Here is a 15,640-nt window from a genome sequence, read left to right on the forward strand (position 1 = left end):
GAGTCAGGTCCGCAGGCACCATTTCGAAACATGTCCTAAGTCTGGTCGTAGCGTTCGCGCGCGACCAGCACCTCGGCGATGTGGGCCTCGGCCCACTGCCCGAGCGCGCTCAGCGGCTCCTGCAGCGTGCGCCCCAGGTCGGTGAGCTCGTACTCCACCCGGGGCGGAACCTCGGCGAACGCCTGCCGGCTGACCAGCCCGTCGCGTTCCAGGTCACGCAGCGTCTCGGTGAGGACCTTTCCGCTGATGCCCTCGACCGCGCTCTTCAGGTCCCCGAAGCGGGCCGGGCCGCGGGACAGCATGATCACGATCATCGCCGTCCACTTGTTGGCGATCCGCGCCAGCGACGTGCGCGATGGGCACGTCACCGTGAGCACGTTCCAGTCAGGTTCGTATGACATAGGTCACAGTGCTCCGATGGTTACGTTGTAGTGACTGGTTTCGAATAGTGACTATAGGCGGGAAGCCGGAACCACACACAAGGGAGAGTCTGATGACCGAGTCCAGCACCGCCGCGATCGCCCAGCAGTACTACGAGGCCATGTCCGTCGGGGACATCGCGACGGGAACCGCGCTCTTCGGCGCCGACATCGTCTGGCACCAGCCGGGCCGCAACCGCTTCTCCGGTGCGCACGACGGCGGGGCGGCCGTCGGCGCGCTGCTCGGCGGGATGGCGGCAACGTCCGAGGGGACCTTCGAGCTGCGGTTCACCGGCGAGCCGATGATCAACGGCGCGCTGGCCGCGATCCCGGTCCACTTCTCCGGCAAGCGTGAGGACGCGGCGATGTCGATGTCGGGCGTCGACGTGCTCCGCGTCGAGGGCGACAAGATCGTGGAGATGTGGCTGTTCTCGGCCGACCAGGAGGCGGAGGACGCCTTCTGGGGCAGCCCTGAGGCGCCCTAGGCCTTGACGACCGTTCCCTCGAGCGCGAGGCCGGTGCCGAGGCCGACCATGGCGACGCCGCCGGTGACGCTCAGGTGGTCGAGCCGCCTGGGGTTGCGGGAGAACCACGTGCGGGCCTGGCTCGCGACCAGGGCGAGGATCGAGTCCTGGCAGAGCGCCAGGGCGCCGAACAGCAGCCCGAGGAGCAAGAGCTGAGGGGTCGCCGGAGCGGCGTCGTTCATGAACTGCGGGAGGAACGCCGCGAAGAAGACGATGGTCTTCGGGTTGGTCGAGCCGACGACGAACCCGGCCCAGACCGCGCGCCACGGGCTCGCGGCGCGGGTCGTGTCGGGCGAGGCAAGGGCGAGGCGGGCGTCGGCGCGGTGGCGGATCGCCTGGATACCCAGGTAGATCACGTAGCCGGCGCCCACCAGCTTGAGCACCGTGTAGGCGACGGCGGACGCCTCGACGAGCGCGCCCAGCCCGACCGCGACGAACGCCACCTGGACCAGCAGGCCCAGCGCGTTACCGCTCACCGACAGGAGCGCGTCGCGGCGGCCGACCGTCAGGGCGCGACCGATCGCGAAGAGGACGCTGGGTCCGGGCAGCGCGATGAAGACTACGGACGCCGCGATGAAGGCGAGGAGCTGGGCGGTGGTCGGCATGCGGTCAGCGTAGCGACGAGTTCATGGGCGGTCGCCGGATTTGTCGGCCGAGCTCGCGGCGATGAGCTCCCGCGCGAACATCCACGAGTCGGCCTCGAGCCGGGAGTCCTGCCGCGGCAGGGAGGCGCACACCGCGCGTGCGTCGAGCGGCCGCGCCGCTGCCTCGGTGATCACCGAGGCGAGCAGCTCGCCCACCGAGGCAGCGGGGATGACACCGTGCCCGTTGCGCCGGAGCCAGTCCGCTATCCCGGTCTCGTCGGTGGTCACCACCGTGCAGCCGTGCGCGAGCCCCTCGACGATCGGCAGGCCCACCTGCTCGCGCCACGCGGCCTGGCGGCGGGAGGGCAGCACCACCACCGACGCCCTCCGCAGCTCCGCGTGCACGACGTCGCGCGGCGGGTCTGCGATGACTCGCACCCGGCTGTCCGCCCGCGCGGCCGCGTAGGCGTCGTCGAGCAGCGCCCCGCGCCCCACCACGGTCAGGACGGCGTCCGGCGAGCGGTGCCGCACCGTCGCCCAGGCGGCCAGCACCGAGTCGAACCCCTTGCGGGCCGAGAGGTCACCAAGGAACAGCACGCGGCCCGGCGTCTTCTCGCCGTCGAGCAGGCAGTCGCAGACGGCGGGCAGCGCCTCGATCGTGGTCCAGCGCAGGCTGCGGCGGCCCGCGATGCCGAAGACGGTGCCGTAGAGCTGGCGCGCGGTCTCCGTGCCGAACACGACCCGGTCGAGCCGCAGCCAGATCCAGCGCGCGAGGATCAGGTCCAGCCGCCTGCCCAGCCGTGGCCACCAGGCGGTGGGCCGCGGGAGGGTACGCGGGTCGACGTTGCCTATCGCATAGGCGACGATCCGGGTGCGGCGACGTCGGACGAGGTCGCTCAGGAGCAGCGCGGCGAGGACCGCGGCGGACCGGCGCACGCAGTCGATGGCCGCAGGCTCGTTGATCTCGACGATCTCGTACCCGTTCCGGGCGACGAGCCACGCGGAGCGGAGGTCACCGGCCTGCTGCGGGCGTACCTCCGCCACCAGGTCCTCGTCGAAGTCGTACCGGCTCTCCTGGTACAGGATGTCCGCCGGGGTGAGCGCGAGAGCGCGTTCGAGGTGGGCCGTGCGCAGGGTCTTGTAGACGCGCACGTCGCGCGTCCTGCCGTCACCCGGCTCGCTCATCGGCCGTCCCGAGATCGGCGACGACAGGGGGGATCGGCCGCGGCGCGGGGCCAGGGGTCAGCCGTGCGCCGGGGCCGGGGACACCGCCGGGCCCGTGGATGGTGTCGGGTCCCGGGATGCCCTCGGGGCCAGGGACGACGCCGCCACGCGGGACGCCGCCCGGACCGGAGGTCTTGCCGAGGACCGGCGCGATGCCGGGGCCGGGGATGCCGCTCGGCACCTTGCCGGCTCCGGGCACGGCGCTGATCGTGCCGGTGATCGGCGGCAGGTCGAGCGTGTCGTGGTGGCGCCGGCCCGGGAGGAACCGCAGCTTCCTGCGCCGGTTGGTGCTGTAGCCGTAGTAGGAACCGCCGGGGCCCGACCGGGGTGCGAACGCCAGGATGAAGCCGAGCACCCGCGCCTCGACCCGGGCGAGCGAGTGCATCGCCTGGGTGAGCTGCTGGCGGCGCACGCGGCGGGCTCCGACGACCACGACCACGCCGTCGGCCATGGTGGACAGGACCGCCGCGTCGGAGACGGGGAGCAGCGGCGGCGCGTCGATGATGACGACGTCGTAGGCCGCGCGGGCCGCTGCGATCAGGTCCCGCGTCGCGTCGGAGGCGATGAGCTGGTGCGGGTTCGGCGGGATGGGTCCGAGGGGCAGGACGTCGAGCGGGCCGGGGCCGTACCGCTGGACCAGGTCGGTCATGGCGGACCGGCCGACCAGGGCGGTGGTGAGTCCGGCGGCGTCCTCCAGGCCGAGCACGGTGGCGACGGACGGGCGGCGCATGTCGCAGTCGATCAGCAGCACGCGGCTGCCGCTCTCGGCGAAGGTCGAGGCGAGGTTGATCGCCGTCGTGGACTTTCCCTCGCCCGGCACGCTCGACGTCACGACGAGGACCCGCGCGGGTGTGGTCGCGTCGACGAACGAGAGGTTCGTCTGGACGCGGCGGTAGGCCTCCGCCCGGGTGCTCAGCGGCTCATGGGTGGCCGGCACACGCGCGGCCTTGCGCTTGACGAGGGGGATCGAGCCGAGGAGCGCGGTGCCCTCCGACACGACCTCGAGGTCCTGCGACGACCTGATCCGCGTGTCCACGACCGCCCAGAGCAGGACCAGCGCGACGCTGATCGCGAGACCTCCCGCGCCACCGGCGGCCACCAGGAGGCGGGTCCGGGGCGCGGACGGGTACCGCGGGACCTCCGCCGACGAGACGGTGGTCACCGCGATGGCCTGCTCGCCCGTCGGCGTGGCCGGCGACAGGTCGACGACGGTCAGGGAGAGCTGCTTGGCGACGGCGTTGGCGATCACCGCGGCGCGTTCGGGGTCGCCGTCGTCGACCTTGATCTCGATGATCGAGGTGTTCAGCGGCGAGTCGGCGGAGACGGCGCCGGCGAGGTCACGGCCGGTGACGTCCGGGCCGAGGCCTGCCGCGACAGGGTCGAGCACGACGGGCATGTCGGTCAGCGCGGCGTAGGACTCGATCAGGTTCTTCACGTACGTGGAGCCCTGCAGCAGGTCGCTCGTCGACTCACCGGTGTTCAGCGACACGTAGACCTTGGCCGTCGCGGTGTAGGACGGCGGTGTGGACCAGGCATAGCCGAACGCGGCGAGTGCCCCGACGAGCGCCGTGCAGACGATCACCGCCCAGCGCCGCCGCAGCACGTTCGCGTATTCGGCGAGTTCCACGTCCTGCCTCCTGTCTCTTTCTATGTCTTGTACGTCGTCCGGTGGTTCGTGGCTGGTCGTCGGCTCGGGTCAGGCCCTGCCGAGGTGCGACGAGTGCCGCGGCTGGGTGAGCGGCTGCGGGCCGGAGCGCGGGGTGGGCGCGCTCAGGAGCCAGGGCTGGCGGCCGGTGCCGAGCACGCCGCACACGGTGTCGGTCGCCGACCAGATCCGGTCGAACACGCGCCGGAAGGCCTTGTCGCCGCGGCCGTAGGGGTCCTCGATGTCGAGCGTGCGGTTCCACGCCGAGTGGTTCAGGCGCTCCAGGCTCACGAGCTCGGGCACCCGGGCCCACCGGGTCGCGTCGTCGGTGGCGGAGCGAGGGCCGGGCGACGTGCTCAGCACGTGCGCCAGCTCCAGCAGGGTGAACGTCCGCCGGACGGCCTCAGGGACGGCCCGCACCACCGCGGAGCGCTGGGCGCGCGTCATCGTGATGATGACGGTGGCGGTGCGGATCATCTCCGGCGTGAGCTGGCGTGCGGTGAACTGGCCGCTGTCGAGCCCGCGCGACTGCAGCAGGCTCGCCATGTGGGACTCGATGGGTTCGTCGGCGCGCGCCCGGATGCCCGCGCTGCTGACCTGGACGGTGCCGTCGGTGCGGGCTGTGAGCAGGCGCGCCAGGACCGGGGAGCGACAGATGTTCCCCGTGCACACCGTAAGGATTGTCGTAGCCATATGGAGCCCAGCATGCCGTGGCCCTATGTCCGGTAGTAGCCGAACCACGTACTTTCACCCGAAGGTCACCCGTTCAGGGTGCCGTGACCGACTCGCTCGCCTGCGATCGGTGTGGGTCTGTGTGCATTCGTGGGGGTGAACTGCACGTTCACCCGCTCAGATGTCCGTGTTGGGCAGCGTTGGAAACACAGCCCTTCTAGCCTCTCAGGCATGACTGTGGTCGGTTATGCGCCTGGCGCCTGGGACCTGTTCCACGTAGGCCACCTGAACGTGCTGCGGCACGCGAAGGGTCGCTGTGACTATCTGGTGGCAGGTGTCGTCGACGACGACATGCTGGAGCTCGCCAAGGGGCGCCGCCCTGTCGTGCCGGTCATCGAGCGTGCGGAGATCGTGCGCCACATCGCGTTCGTCGACGAGGTGTTCATCGAGACCCAGCCCGACAAGATCGAGACGTGGCGCCGCCGCCCGTTCGACGTGTTCTTCAAGGGCGACGACTGGAAGGGCACCGACAAGGGGCTCGAGCTGGAGCGCCGGTTCGCCGACGTCGGCGTGGAGGTCATGTACTTCCCGTACACGGTGCACACCTCGAGCACCGCGCTGCGGCGCACGCTGGACGTGCTGAACGGGCACCGGGACCACGCGAGGCAGGGCCGGAAATAAGCGTGTGCGGGCGCCGTCGTCGGGCATAACGTCGATCCCGTGAGCGAGACGGCGCGCGACGACACGACCACGACGACCACCGACGACCCGAGCGACGGCTTGTTCCCCGAGAGCGTGGCCGCCGAATACGACGGGCCGGAGGGCGCGAACACCCCCGAGGCGACAGCCCCGGTCGTCGAGGTGCTGGCAGACCTGGCCGACGGCGGCCCGGTGCTGGAGCTCGCGATAGGGACGGGCCGGATCGCGGTGCCGCTGGCCGCACGTGGCGTCCCCGTGAGCGGCATCGAGCTGAGCAAGGCCATGGCCGCCCGGATCGGCGGCAAGCCGGGCGGCGAACGGATCGAGGTCACGACCGGCGACATGACCTCCACCCTGTTCGACGGCGCCGTGGCGCCCGGCGAGTTCTCGCTGGTGTACCTGGTCTTCAACACGATCGACAACGTCACCACCCAGGACGGGCAGGTCGACGTCTTCCGCAACGCGGCCGCGCACCTGCGGCCCGGCGGGCTGTTCCTCGTCGAGGTGGTCATCCCGGGCCTGCGGCGGATGCCGCCCGGCCAGGACACCGTGCCGTTCACCGTCGCACCGGACGACGGGGGCGGGTACGTCGGCTTCGACCGGTACGACGTCGCGACGCAGCTCTACACGTCGAACCACGTCACGGTGACCCCGGACGGCGGCCGGTTCCACGTGGTCCCCTTCCGGTACGCGTGGCCGGCGGAGATGGATCTCATGGCTCGCATCGCGGGCCTACGGCTCAAGCACCGGTGGGCGGACTGGGACCGGGCCCCGTTCGAGCACGAGAGCACCAAGCAGGTCTCCGTGTGGGAGAAGGTCTGACGGCGACGGCCGCACCGTCGTCGTCGCCGCCTCAAGGAGCCGGTCTCCGTGCCGCGTGCGCCGCGCAGTCGCGCCGGACGATCTCGATCACCAGGTCCGTGGTGCGGTCGAGGTAGCTCCGTCCGTCGGCGAGGTGCGCCGTCGGGCTGATGTAGCCGAGCGGCCCGATGTGTGCTGCTGGGTCGAGCGAGTGCACGGTGACCTTGCCCGCCTCGTGCGCCCGGTTCCAGGCGCTGCGGCGGAACAGTCGCCAGCGTTCGGGGAAGAGCCAGGTGCTCACGCCCTCTATCCAGTCGTTCGAGCTGGTGAGGCGGTGCAGGTGGACCGCGTGCGTGAGGTCGTTGGCGCCGTTGTGGAACCCGCCCAGCGTGATCACCCAGATCGGCGCCCGCAGCTCGGTGAAGATCCCGTCGACCGCCCCGGTCGCCACCTGGGCGCCACCGCTGTAGCTGAGCAGCACCACCGGTATGCCGCTGCCCGGCTCGTAGCCCGCGAGGCGGAGCTGGTCGGCGATCTGGGCGCCTACCGCGCGGTTGTACAGCGGCCGGTACCGGCGGTCCGCTGCGACGAAGATCTGCATGACGTTGTGCAGGAACAACGTGATGCCGACGTGTCGGCGTAGCCAGTCCCAGACCGGTCGGCCCACGAGCGGGTCGGCGAGCGGTGAGTAGGGCTGGACCTGGCCGAGCACGCGCAGCTCCGGTGCGCCGGCGATCACCGCCTGGACGAGCTTGCCGCCGTCGCGCGTGTCGCTGAAGCGGCGCTTGCCGATGCCGTCCAGGTAGACGAGGTACGCGGCGGGCGGACGGCGGGGGTCCGCGCCCCTGGCGTACGGCTCGTCCTTCGGCAGCCGGGACGCCTGCGCGCGCCAGCCGACGGTGTAGACCATGAGCTCGTAGCGTGCCAGCAGGCCCTCCGCGAGCAGGACCGGGCCGAGCGCCACCAGGACGACGAGCAGCAGGATCTCGGTCACGCGACCACCACCTCGCGTTCGCGCGCCCCCGCGACGACCCGGGCGGTCAGGCGGCGGACGACGTCGACGGTCGCGGCGAGCCCGATCCCGGCGGCGGCGACGCACCCGGCCGCCACCCACCAGCCCAGTCCCGTCTCCGCGGCGAGCGCGCCGGCCAGCCCCGCCCCGACCCCGGCGACGAGCAGCAGGTGCAGGAACGGGCCGAGCAGCGGGAACGCCAGCACGGCGGCCAGGAGCAGCGGAGCGACGAGGGCCGGCGTCCAGACCAGGCCGGAGGTGCTGGGCAGCCGGCCCGGCCCGACGAGGTCGGCGACCGTCCACGCGGCCACCGGCCACAGCGCGATCACCGTTCCCTCGACCACGGTGCCTGTCACCATCAGCCCGGCGACGAGCCGCCGGGACAGCCGGGGCCGGCGAGCCACCAGGGGCAGCACCCGTCCGGCACTCTCGGACAGGCCGGCGAGCACCAGCAGCGCCACGAGCGTCGTCGACATGGTCAGCGCCCGGTCGCCGGTTGGCGTCGGCCGCCGACGCGCTCGAGGTACCGCTCGAGCTCGTCGGCAGCACGCAGGTAGCCGCCCGCCTGTCGCTGGGCGTCGCGCTGGACGCCTGCCGCCTGGCGGAAGCGCGGCTCGTCGAGCAGGCGCCGCGCGAGGTCCCGCACCGTCCGGGTCGTAGCGTCCCTGGTGCGGAGCGCGAGGCCCGCGCCGAGGTCGACGACCCGCTGGGCCACGAGCGGCTGGTCGGCGCCCTGCGGGACGACGAGCGTCGGCACGCCTGCCTGCATCGCCTCGTTGACGCTGTTCATGCCGCCGTGCGTGACGAAGAGCGCGGCCTGGTCGAGCACCTGCAGCTGCGGCACGGACCGCCGCGCCAGCACGTTGGCGGGCAGCTCGCCCAGCCCGGCCGGATCCGTGCGCCCGGTGGCCACGACCACCGTGCCGCCCAGCGGCGCCAGCGCGGTCGCGAAGGTGCGCAGCAGCGCCGGACCGGCGTCGAACACCGTGCCCAGGGACGCGTACAGCACCGGACCCGTCAGGTTCTCCGCCGCGAACGCCGGGTCGGGCAGCCGGGAGCCGACGCTCGCGCCGACGAACCGGTAGGAGGAGTCGAAGGCGTCGGCGCCGGGCTGGAACGACCGGGAGGTGAAGACGAGGTTCAGGGGCTCGTGCGCGTTCATGAGGTCGGTCAGGGGCAGCCCCCTGGTGTCGTGGCCGCGGCGCAGGGCCCGGCGCGCACGCACGTAGCTGCCCGCGATCTGGGGATGGGCCGCCGCCGCGGCCAGCAGCTCCCTGGAGATCCGGCACGGGCTCGGCACCTGCCGGTTGAACGCGAAGGTGGTGTACGTCGCGGCGGCCGGCACGCCGAGCTCCCGTGCCGCCACGGCGCCCCATGGACAGGCGGCGCCGTGGACCACGAGGTCGGGCCGGTCGGCACGGAGGTCCGCGAGCACGCTCGGGAGCAGCCCGACGGCGGTCCGCGCGAGCGCGTCCACCATCGCGAGGGGGATCGGCGGGTCGGGCACGGGCAGGTCGTCGCCGGCGTAGAGCCGGACCGTCGCGCCGGTGGCCTCGATCTGCTCCGCGAACGCGGGGGAGGCGTGGTAGGTCACCGTGTGACCGCGCCGGACGAGCTCCGCCACGACGGGGAGCGTCGGGTTGACGTACCCGTGCATGCCGATGTTGACGAACGCGATGGTGCTCATCGACGACTCCTTGTGACCTTGCGAAGTGACCCTGCGAAGTGACCTTGCGAAGTGACCTTCCGGTGTGACCCTGCGAACAGGTCCGTCCACCTCTCGACCGGGTGCGTACCGGATCTGTGACAGCTCGTCCCCGTGCCGGCGTCGGCAGTGTCGGTGAGCCCGCCTAGGCTTAGGGGCGATGACTTCCCTCTTCGACAGCCTCTCCCTGCCCGGCCTCGACCCCGCGTCGCCAGGCACCATGTCGCGCCTGCCGAGCACGGCGCCGCAGTGGGACGACGACGGCGCGGGCGACCCAGGCGAGGCAGCGCTCCCCAGCGAGCCGGACTGGCTGGCGGGCCTGCCGCACGAGTCCGAGGCGCCGCGCGCCGGGGGTGCGTACTCCCACCTCGACCCGGAGGTGCTGCTGGACGGCCTCAACCCGCAGCAGCGGGCCGCCGTCGTGCACGAGGGCGGGCAGCTCCTCATCGTCGCGGGCGCCGGCTCCGGCAAGACGCGCGTGCTGACGCACCGCATCGCCTACCTGCTGGCCACCGGCAGGGCGCGGGCGGGGGAGGTCCTCGCGATCACGTTCACCAACAAGGCGGCGGCCGAGATGCGGGAGCGCGTCGCCGGCCTGGTGGGCCCCGCCGCGAACCGTATGTGGGTCTCCACGTTCCACTCGGCCTGCGTGCGGATCCTGCGCCGCGAGGCGACGACGCTGGGCCTGCGGTCGAGCTTCAGCATCTACGACGCCGCCGACAGCCAGCGCCTCATCACGCTGGTGACGCGCGAGCTCAACCTCGACCCCAAGAAGTACCCGGCGCGCGGGCTGTCGAACAAGATCAGCGACCTGAAGAACGAGCTGGTCGACCCCGAGACCTACGCGCGGCAGGCCGTGGCGCACGCGGAGCAGGAGGCGCAGGCCGGAGCCGCATCGGCGGCGGCCGGCGGCATCCGGCGGCCGTGGGGCGGGCAGTCGGCCGACGAGCGCAACACCACCGTGCCCAAGTTCGACCAGGTGCTGGCCGACGTCTACACGCGGTACCAGGCGCGCCTCGCCCAGGCGAACGCGCTGGACTTCGACGACATCATCATGACGACGGTGAACCTGCTCCAGGCGTTCCCGAACGTCGCGGAGCACTACCGCCGCCGGTTCCGGCACGTCATGGTCGACGAGTACCAGGACACGAACCACGCGCAGTACACCCTGGTCCGCGAGCTGGCGGGGGTCGGCGCCGACGACGGCTCCGGGCTGGACCCGGCCGAGCTCACCGTCGTCGGCGACTCCGACCAGTCCATCTACGCGTTCCGTGGCGCCACGATCCGCAACATCCTCGAGTTCGAGAAGGACTACCCCGCCGCCACCACGATCCTGCTGGAGCAGAACTACCGCTCCACGCAGAACATCCTGAGTGCCGCCAACGCGGTGATCTCCCGCAATGCGGGCCGCACGCCCAAGCGTCTGTGGACCGACTCCGGTGCGGGGGCCAAGATCGTCGGCTACGTCGCGGACGACGAGCACCAGGAGGCCCGGTTCGTCGCCGACGAGATCGACAAGCTGGGCGACGCGGAGAACGTGCGGCCGGGCGACGTCGCGATCTTCTACCGCACCAACGCGCAGTCGCGCGCGCTCGAGGAGGTGCTGGTCCGCGTCGGCCTGCCGTACAAGGTGGTCGGCGGCACGCGGTTCTACGAGCGCCGCGAGGTCAAGGACGCCGTCGCCTACCTGCGCGCACTGGCCAACGAGGACGACGACGTGAACCTGCGCCGCATCCTCAACGTGCCCAAGCGTGGGCTCGGCGACCGCGCGGAGTCGTTGGTCGCGTCGTTCGCCGACCGGGAGCGCATCTCGTTCGGTGCCGCCCTCGAGCGCGCCTCCGACATCCCCGGCATGACCAGCCGGTCCCTCAAGCCGCTGCTCCTCTTCCGCGACATGATGCGGGAGCTGCGCGCCCTGGTCGACCAGGGCGCCCCGCCGGCGGAGGTCCTCGGCGCGGTGCTCGACCGCACCGGCTACCTCGCGGAGCTGCGCGCGAGCGAGGACCCGCAGGACGAGGGCCGTGTGGAGAACCTGGCGGAGCTGCACGCCGTGGCCGTCGACTTCGGGCAGACCGATCCGGAGGGCTCGCTGGCCGACTTCCTGGAGCGGGTCTCGCTGGTCGCCGACAGCGACCAGATCCCCGACGAGGACGTGGCGGACGGTGCGGCGGAGGAGGCCCCCAAGAAGGACCAGGGCGTCATCACCCTCATGACCCTGCACACGGCCAAGGGCCTGGAGTTCCCCGTCGTGTTCCTCACGGGCATGGAGGACGGCACCTTCCCGCACATGCGCTCGCTGCACGACGACTCGGAGCTCGCCGAGGAGCGCCGGCTCGCCTATGTGGGCATCACCCGGGCGCGGGAGCGCCTGTACATCACGCGGTCCTCGGTGCGGGCCGCGTTCGGCATGGCCAACGAGTTCCCGGAGAGCCGGTTCCTGCAGGAGATCCCCGAGGAGCTGTGGGACTGGCGGCGCCGGGAGTCGTCCACCGCCGCGATCCGCAACGGACGAGGCGGCTGGAGCGGCGGTTACGGCTCGGGCGGTTACGGCTCGGGCGGGCGCGGTACGGGTACGGGCTCCACCTGGTCGGCGGGCCGGTCCGGGACCTCGCGTACCGGCGCGGCGTCGTCGGGCGGCGGGCAGAGCAAGCCGTTCGCCCCCGAGAAGAAGGCGGGCGCGAAGGGCGGGTTCGGCGGGATCAACGTCCAGAAGGACATCCCGAGCCTGGAGATCGGCGACCGCGTCACGCACGACTCGTACGGGCTCGGCACCGTCGTGGACGTCGAGGCGAACGCGGTGGTCAAGATCGACTTCGGCAGCAACGGGACCAAGCGCATCGCGCTGAAGTACACCGCGGTCACCAAGCTATGACCGGCGCCCCGGCGTGCGCCCGGGCCGCCAGGCGTGAGCCGGCTTGGCGTGTACGTCCCGCTCTACGACACTATGTGTCGCCATGAGGATCCTGGTCTCCGCCGGCCGGCTGTTCGTCGCGCACTGGCCCGCGCTGTTGACGCTCGGCCTGTTCGGCGTCGCCGTGCGGAACGGCGCCATGTGGGGTGCCGTCGAGCTGAGCCAGTGGAACTCGTTCGTGGCGCAGCTCCTGCTGATCGTGAGCCCGCTCGGCTACCTGATGCCGGTCATCGGGATGCTGTGGGTCTGCCGCCAGTCCCTGCCGCACCTGAGCCTTGAGCCCGTCCCGGCAGACGGCCACGCGGGCTCGGCCCCCGGCCAGGCAGGCTGGGCCCCTGGCCAGGTCCCCGGGATGCTTCCGACGCGCAGCGCCCCGATGATGCCGTCGGAGAAGCGCGAGCGGCGCCTCATCGACGTCGCTCTCTCGGTCATCGTCCCGTTCCTGGTGATCTACGAGGTAGAGGGTCTGATGGACGCCGACCGGGACCGGTTCATCAACGAGGCGGCGGCCGACGAGCTGTTCAACGACCTGTTCAGCGCGCAGGGCATCGACTTCACCTCCAGGCTCGGCGTCTGGTCGGGCTGGACGCTCATCCTGATCGTGGCCTGCGCGTTCGTGCTGCGCTGGCTGCTCGGCCGGCTGGAGGGCAAGCTGCAGTTCCTCGGCATCGCCGTGCTCGGCGGATGCCTCGAGATCTACTGGACGAGTCAGATCGCCGGCCAGATCGAGACCATCGAGCTCGGTCTCTGGCAGGAGGCGACCGAACGGCAGCTCGTGGCGGCCGCCGTCGGCACCGTCGGAGCCGCACAGGAGACGGTGGGGGAGACGGGCAACGAGGTCGCGACCTTCGTCTCCGACGGGATAGTGACGGTCTTCGAGTCGCTCGACGTCGTCCTCGTCGCGCCCGTGGCCTGGCTCGCGATAGGCGCCGTCGTGCTCGGGCACAAGCTGATGGAACCGCCGTCGACCGAGCACCGCTGGCTCGACCGGATGACGTGGCTCCCCGCCGGGCTGCGCTCGCTCCTCGAGTCGCTCACCGAGGACCTGCGGGCCCGGTTCTCCGCCCTGGGGAACGGTCTGAAGATGATCGTGGAGGGCGGGCTCGGCCCCATGCTCGTGTTCTGCCTCGGCTACCTCGTGATCATGCGGGTGCCGTACGGCCTCGGCTGGCTCGTGCGGGCCGTGACCGGCCCGGTCGAGACCGACACCTGGATCGCCTTCAGCCCTCTGGAGGCCGGGGCGGGGCTTGCGCTCTCGCTGGCCCTGGCGGCCGCCCTGATCGCGGCCACCGTCGAGGCGCTGGTCGAGCGCGGCCTGGTGATCCGCGAGGAAGAGGAGGAGGCGGCTACGGCAGCCCGATCGTCACGTACTCGGGGCCCCCGAACGCCAGCCGCACCTGCCTGAGCTCGGCGTCCGCGTCCGCGAGCACGTAGGACGTGACGTCCCACTCCGGCTGCTCGCTGATGAAGCTCTCGGCATCCGGAGGCGAACAGCGGTTGGAGCTGCCCAGGACGTCCGTCGACGACTCCCCGTACCGCGTGCCGTCCGCGGCGACGAGGATGATCTGACACCCGGTGAGGTCGGTCTGCAGCTCGGCCGCGAAGTGCATCCGCACCTCGTACGCGACGGAACCCTCGGGGATCGGGAGGGGGTCGCCGAAGGCGGGCGGGGGAAGCTCGTCCACCTGCTCGACGCCCGTGACGGTGGCCGCGACCTCGCGCCGCACGGTGGTGTTCGCCCTCTCCGGGACGTCGAACCCCATGTCCAGGTACTCGTCCACCAGGTGCGCGGTCTCGCCAGCCGCTGCCCGGTCCACCTCGAGATGCAGGCCGGTGGGCCACCAGAACGCCCACACCCGGAACGACGACGCCCCGGCAGCCGTCGCAATCGCCACCGGCAGCAGCACCAGCCAGATGGCGTTGCGCTGCCACCAGCCCTTGCGCCGCCGCACGGGCACCGGGGGGACACCGGGCGGGATCATCCCGGGCAGCATACCGGGACGCAGGCTCGGCGCGGCTCCCTGCGGCATGCCAGGGCCAGGGTCGGCCGCCGGGGTCACCAGAGTCGTCATCCCTCGCTACCTTCTGTGGTCGCAGCGGGGTACCCCGGCGCCTCGGTCGTCACGGTCTCGGACGCCTCCCACAGCTCGTCCGCCTCCTCGCGAGAGATGCCGAGGTCGATCACGGCGACGGCGTCGCGCCGCTGACCCGCGTGCTCCTCTTTCTGGTCGCCGCGCGCGAGCCGCACCGTCGCCCCGGCCAGCGCCGCCTTCGGGACGTCGAAGCAGTAGGTCGCGCGCCACGAATAGCCCGGCTGGGCGTTGACCGTGCTCGTGCACTCGGCCTGGTCGGAGGGCCAGAACAGGCGGCCCTCCGAGTCGGTGATCTCGGCCCCGGTGAAGATGGTCGCGCCCTGTGTCGCCCGCCAGGTCGCGTCCACCACCACGAACGTGCCCCCCGCGACAGCCGCCTCGGAGAAGCTGGTCACCGTGTCGGCGATCCGGACGTCGGTCACCGTGAGCTCCGCGTACGTGAGGTCGAGCGTCTCGCCGACCGCGCCCTCGACCACGAACGGCATCTCCACCACGAACTTGTCCTGCGGCACGTACGTCACCAGCGTGCATCCCGCCGCGACCGCGCCGACGACGAGCGCCGTGCCCTTCCACGTGATCTGCCGCCGCCCGTGCCTCACTGCTGCGCCGCCTCGGCGTCGGCAGCGGACTTGCCGGCGTTCAGCGGGACCTGCCCCTGGAGGATGACCTCGTTCGGGAACCAGTGCCCGTCGTCGAGGCCCTGCGGGTCGTCCTCGACCCACTCCAGCTCCACCATCTCCAGCGGCACCGTCTTCTCCGCGTACTCGCCGCTCTGCTCCCAGACCAGCGCCACCCGGTAGGTGACGTCGGGGTTGAGGAACTTGAACTCCGTCCCGTCCTCGACGTTGAACACGGTCGCGGTGGGGAGCTCGGGCTCCTCGGGTTCCCGGGACTCCTCGGGGGCGGCGCTCGCGGACGGCGCCGCCGACGGTTCGGCCCCCAGGTCCTCGATCGGAACCTGAGGGATGATCCCCGCATCCTTGGGTGCAGGGATCGCCTGGGCGAACGTGCTGGTGTACTCCGGCACCTCACCGGTGTTGGTGACGTCAGCGACGACGGCGAGCAGATGGTTGCCCTCCGCCGGCACGAGGTAGGAGAGCTCGTCGGCGGTGGCGGCCTTGACGATCGTGATCTCGAACGGCCCCACCTCGACCGGCGTCCCGGCCACGATCGGGTCGGCCTTGGCCTCCACCTCGTTCCACGCCCCGAACGGGGAGATGCCGACGAGGGCGGCGACCACGCCGGCCGCGACGCGCTGCACCGTCGACATGTCGTCGGCGACGGCCGCGATCAGGCGCCGGCCGACCCGGAACAACACGTCGGGTCCGCCATTGCGAGCATGCTTCATGGC

General features: G+C 71.8%; 16 protein-coding genes. 5 read left to right on the forward strand and 11 right to left on the reverse strand.

The features are described from left to right. Positions 1-35 precede the first annotated feature (35 nt). Positions 36-401: a winged helix-turn-helix transcriptional regulator gene (locus ACFWE2_RS09255; RefSeq protein ID WP_377223925.1), complete on the reverse strand. Its 366-nt coding sequence runs from the start codon at positions 399-401 to the stop codon at positions 36-38. A gap of 92 nt (positions 402-493) precedes the next feature. Here ACFWE2_RS09255 and ACFWE2_RS09260 point away from each other — a divergent pair, with 92 nt between their 5' ends. Next, the gene (locus tag ACFWE2_RS09260) at positions 494-904 is read left to right on the forward strand and encodes a nuclear transport factor 2 family protein (protein WP_377223926.1); all 411 of its coding nucleotides are present in this window, start codon (positions 494-496) and stop codon (positions 902-904) included. Here ACFWE2_RS09260 and ACFWE2_RS09265 read toward each other — a convergent pair. From ACFWE2_RS09265 to ACFWE2_RS09280, 4 genes are all read right to left on the reverse strand, one after another. Continuing rightward, entirely contained in the window at positions 901-1,548 is a 648-nt protein-coding gene (locus tag ACFWE2_RS09265) for a LysE family translocator (RefSeq protein ID WP_377223927.1), read from the reverse strand. The genes ACFWE2_RS09260 and ACFWE2_RS09265 overlap by 4 nt on opposite strands. A gap of 21 nt (positions 1,549-1,569) precedes the next feature. Further along, on the reverse strand, positions 1,570-2,712 hold the full coding sequence (locus tag ACFWE2_RS09270) for a glycosyltransferase family 4 protein (RefSeq protein WP_377223928.1): 1,143 nt from the start codon (positions 2,710-2,712) through the stop codon (positions 1,570-1,572). Then, positions 2,696-4,378 carry a polysaccharide biosynthesis tyrosine autokinase gene (locus ACFWE2_RS09275; protein WP_377223929.1) on the reverse strand — a complete coding sequence of 561 codons (1,683 nt, stop codon included), beginning with the start codon at positions 4,376-4,378 and terminating at the stop codon, positions 2,696-2,698. Before ACFWE2_RS09275 ends, ACFWE2_RS09270 begins: the two co-directional genes overlap by 17 nt. Before the next feature lie 69 nt (positions 4,379-4,447). Beyond that, complete coding sequence (locus ACFWE2_RS09280) at positions 4,448-5,068, reverse strand: low molecular weight phosphatase family protein (protein WP_377223930.1); 621 nt, start codon at positions 5,066-5,068, stop codon at positions 4,448-4,450. Between the two features lie 231 nt (positions 5,069-5,299). Here ACFWE2_RS09280 and ACFWE2_RS09285 point away from each other — a divergent pair, with 231 nt between their 5' ends. Both ACFWE2_RS09285 and ACFWE2_RS09290 read left to right on the forward strand, forming a co-directional pair. Next, positions 5,300-5,749: an adenylyltransferase/cytidyltransferase family protein gene (locus ACFWE2_RS09285; RefSeq protein ID WP_377223931.1), complete on the forward strand. Its 450-nt coding sequence runs from the start codon at positions 5,300-5,302 to the stop codon at positions 5,747-5,749. Positions 5,750-5,788: 39 nt separating this feature from the next. Next, positions 5,789-6,589: a class I SAM-dependent DNA methyltransferase gene (locus ACFWE2_RS09290; RefSeq protein WP_377223932.1), complete on the forward strand. Its 801-nt coding sequence runs from the start codon at positions 5,789-5,791 to the stop codon at positions 6,587-6,589. A 31-nt stretch (positions 6,590-6,620) separates the two neighbouring features. Here the strand turns inward: ACFWE2_RS09290 and ACFWE2_RS09295 are convergent, their stop codons facing one another. Genes ACFWE2_RS09295 through ACFWE2_RS09305 form a run of 3 tightly spaced genes read right to left on the reverse strand, consistent with a single transcriptional unit; the run spans position 6,621 to position 9,267 of the window. Continuing rightward, complete coding sequence (locus ACFWE2_RS09295) at positions 6,621-7,562, reverse strand: hypothetical protein (protein WP_377223933.1); 942 nt, start codon at positions 7,560-7,562, stop codon at positions 6,621-6,623. Continuing rightward, positions 7,559-8,056: a hypothetical protein gene (locus tag ACFWE2_RS09300; protein WP_377223934.1), complete on the reverse strand. Its 498-nt coding sequence runs from the start codon at positions 8,054-8,056 to the stop codon at positions 7,559-7,561. Before ACFWE2_RS09300 ends, ACFWE2_RS09295 begins: the two co-directional genes overlap by 4 nt. Positions 8,057-8,058: 2 nt before the next feature. Then, positions 8,059-9,267, reverse strand: a complete 1,209-nt coding sequence (locus ACFWE2_RS09305) for a macrolide family glycosyltransferase (RefSeq protein WP_377223935.1) — start codon at positions 9,265-9,267, stop codon at positions 8,059-8,061. A gap of 178 nt (positions 9,268-9,445) precedes the next feature. Between ACFWE2_RS09305 and ACFWE2_RS09310 the strand changes: the two genes are divergently transcribed. Together ACFWE2_RS09310 and ACFWE2_RS09315 are read left to right on the forward strand one after the other, a co-directional pair. Beyond that, positions 9,446-12,157, forward strand: coding sequence for a UvrD-helicase domain-containing protein (locus ACFWE2_RS09310; protein ID WP_377223936.1), 2,712 nt, complete (start codon positions 9,446-9,448; stop codon positions 12,155-12,157). Between the two features lie 82 nt (positions 12,158-12,239). Further along, complete coding sequence (locus ACFWE2_RS09315; RefSeq protein WP_377223937.1) at positions 12,240-13,601, forward strand: hypothetical protein; 1,362 nt, start codon at positions 12,240-12,242, stop codon at positions 13,599-13,601. Here the strand turns inward: ACFWE2_RS09315 and ACFWE2_RS09320 are convergent. From ACFWE2_RS09320 to ACFWE2_RS09330, 3 genes are read right to left on the reverse strand one after another with little or no spacing between them, the layout of a single operon-like run. After that, positions 13,543-14,268 carry a hypothetical protein gene (locus ACFWE2_RS09320; RefSeq protein WP_377223938.1) on the reverse strand — a complete coding sequence of 242 codons (726 nt, stop codon included), beginning with the start codon at positions 14,266-14,268 and terminating at the stop codon, positions 13,543-13,545. The two genes, ACFWE2_RS09315 and ACFWE2_RS09320, sit on opposite strands and share 59 nt — an antisense overlap. After that, positions 14,265-14,888 (reverse strand): hypothetical protein, encoded by a 624-nt coding sequence (locus ACFWE2_RS09325; protein ID WP_377223939.1) that lies wholly within the window; start codon positions 14,886-14,888, stop codon positions 14,265-14,267. Before ACFWE2_RS09325 ends, ACFWE2_RS09320 begins: the two co-directional genes overlap by 4 nt. Further along, positions 14,885-15,637 carry a hypothetical protein gene (locus ACFWE2_RS09330; RefSeq protein WP_377223940.1) on the reverse strand — a complete coding sequence of 251 codons (753 nt, stop codon included), beginning with the start codon at positions 15,635-15,637 and terminating at the stop codon, positions 14,885-14,887. The genes ACFWE2_RS09325 and ACFWE2_RS09330 overlap by 4 nt, the downstream gene beginning before the upstream one ends. Between the last annotated feature and the right edge of the window lie 3 nt (positions 15,638-15,640).

This window comes from Promicromonospora sp. NPDC060271, from assembly GCF_042726755.1.
Classification (GTDB): domain Bacteria; phylum Actinomycetota; class Actinomycetes; order Actinomycetales; family Cellulomonadaceae; genus Promicromonospora.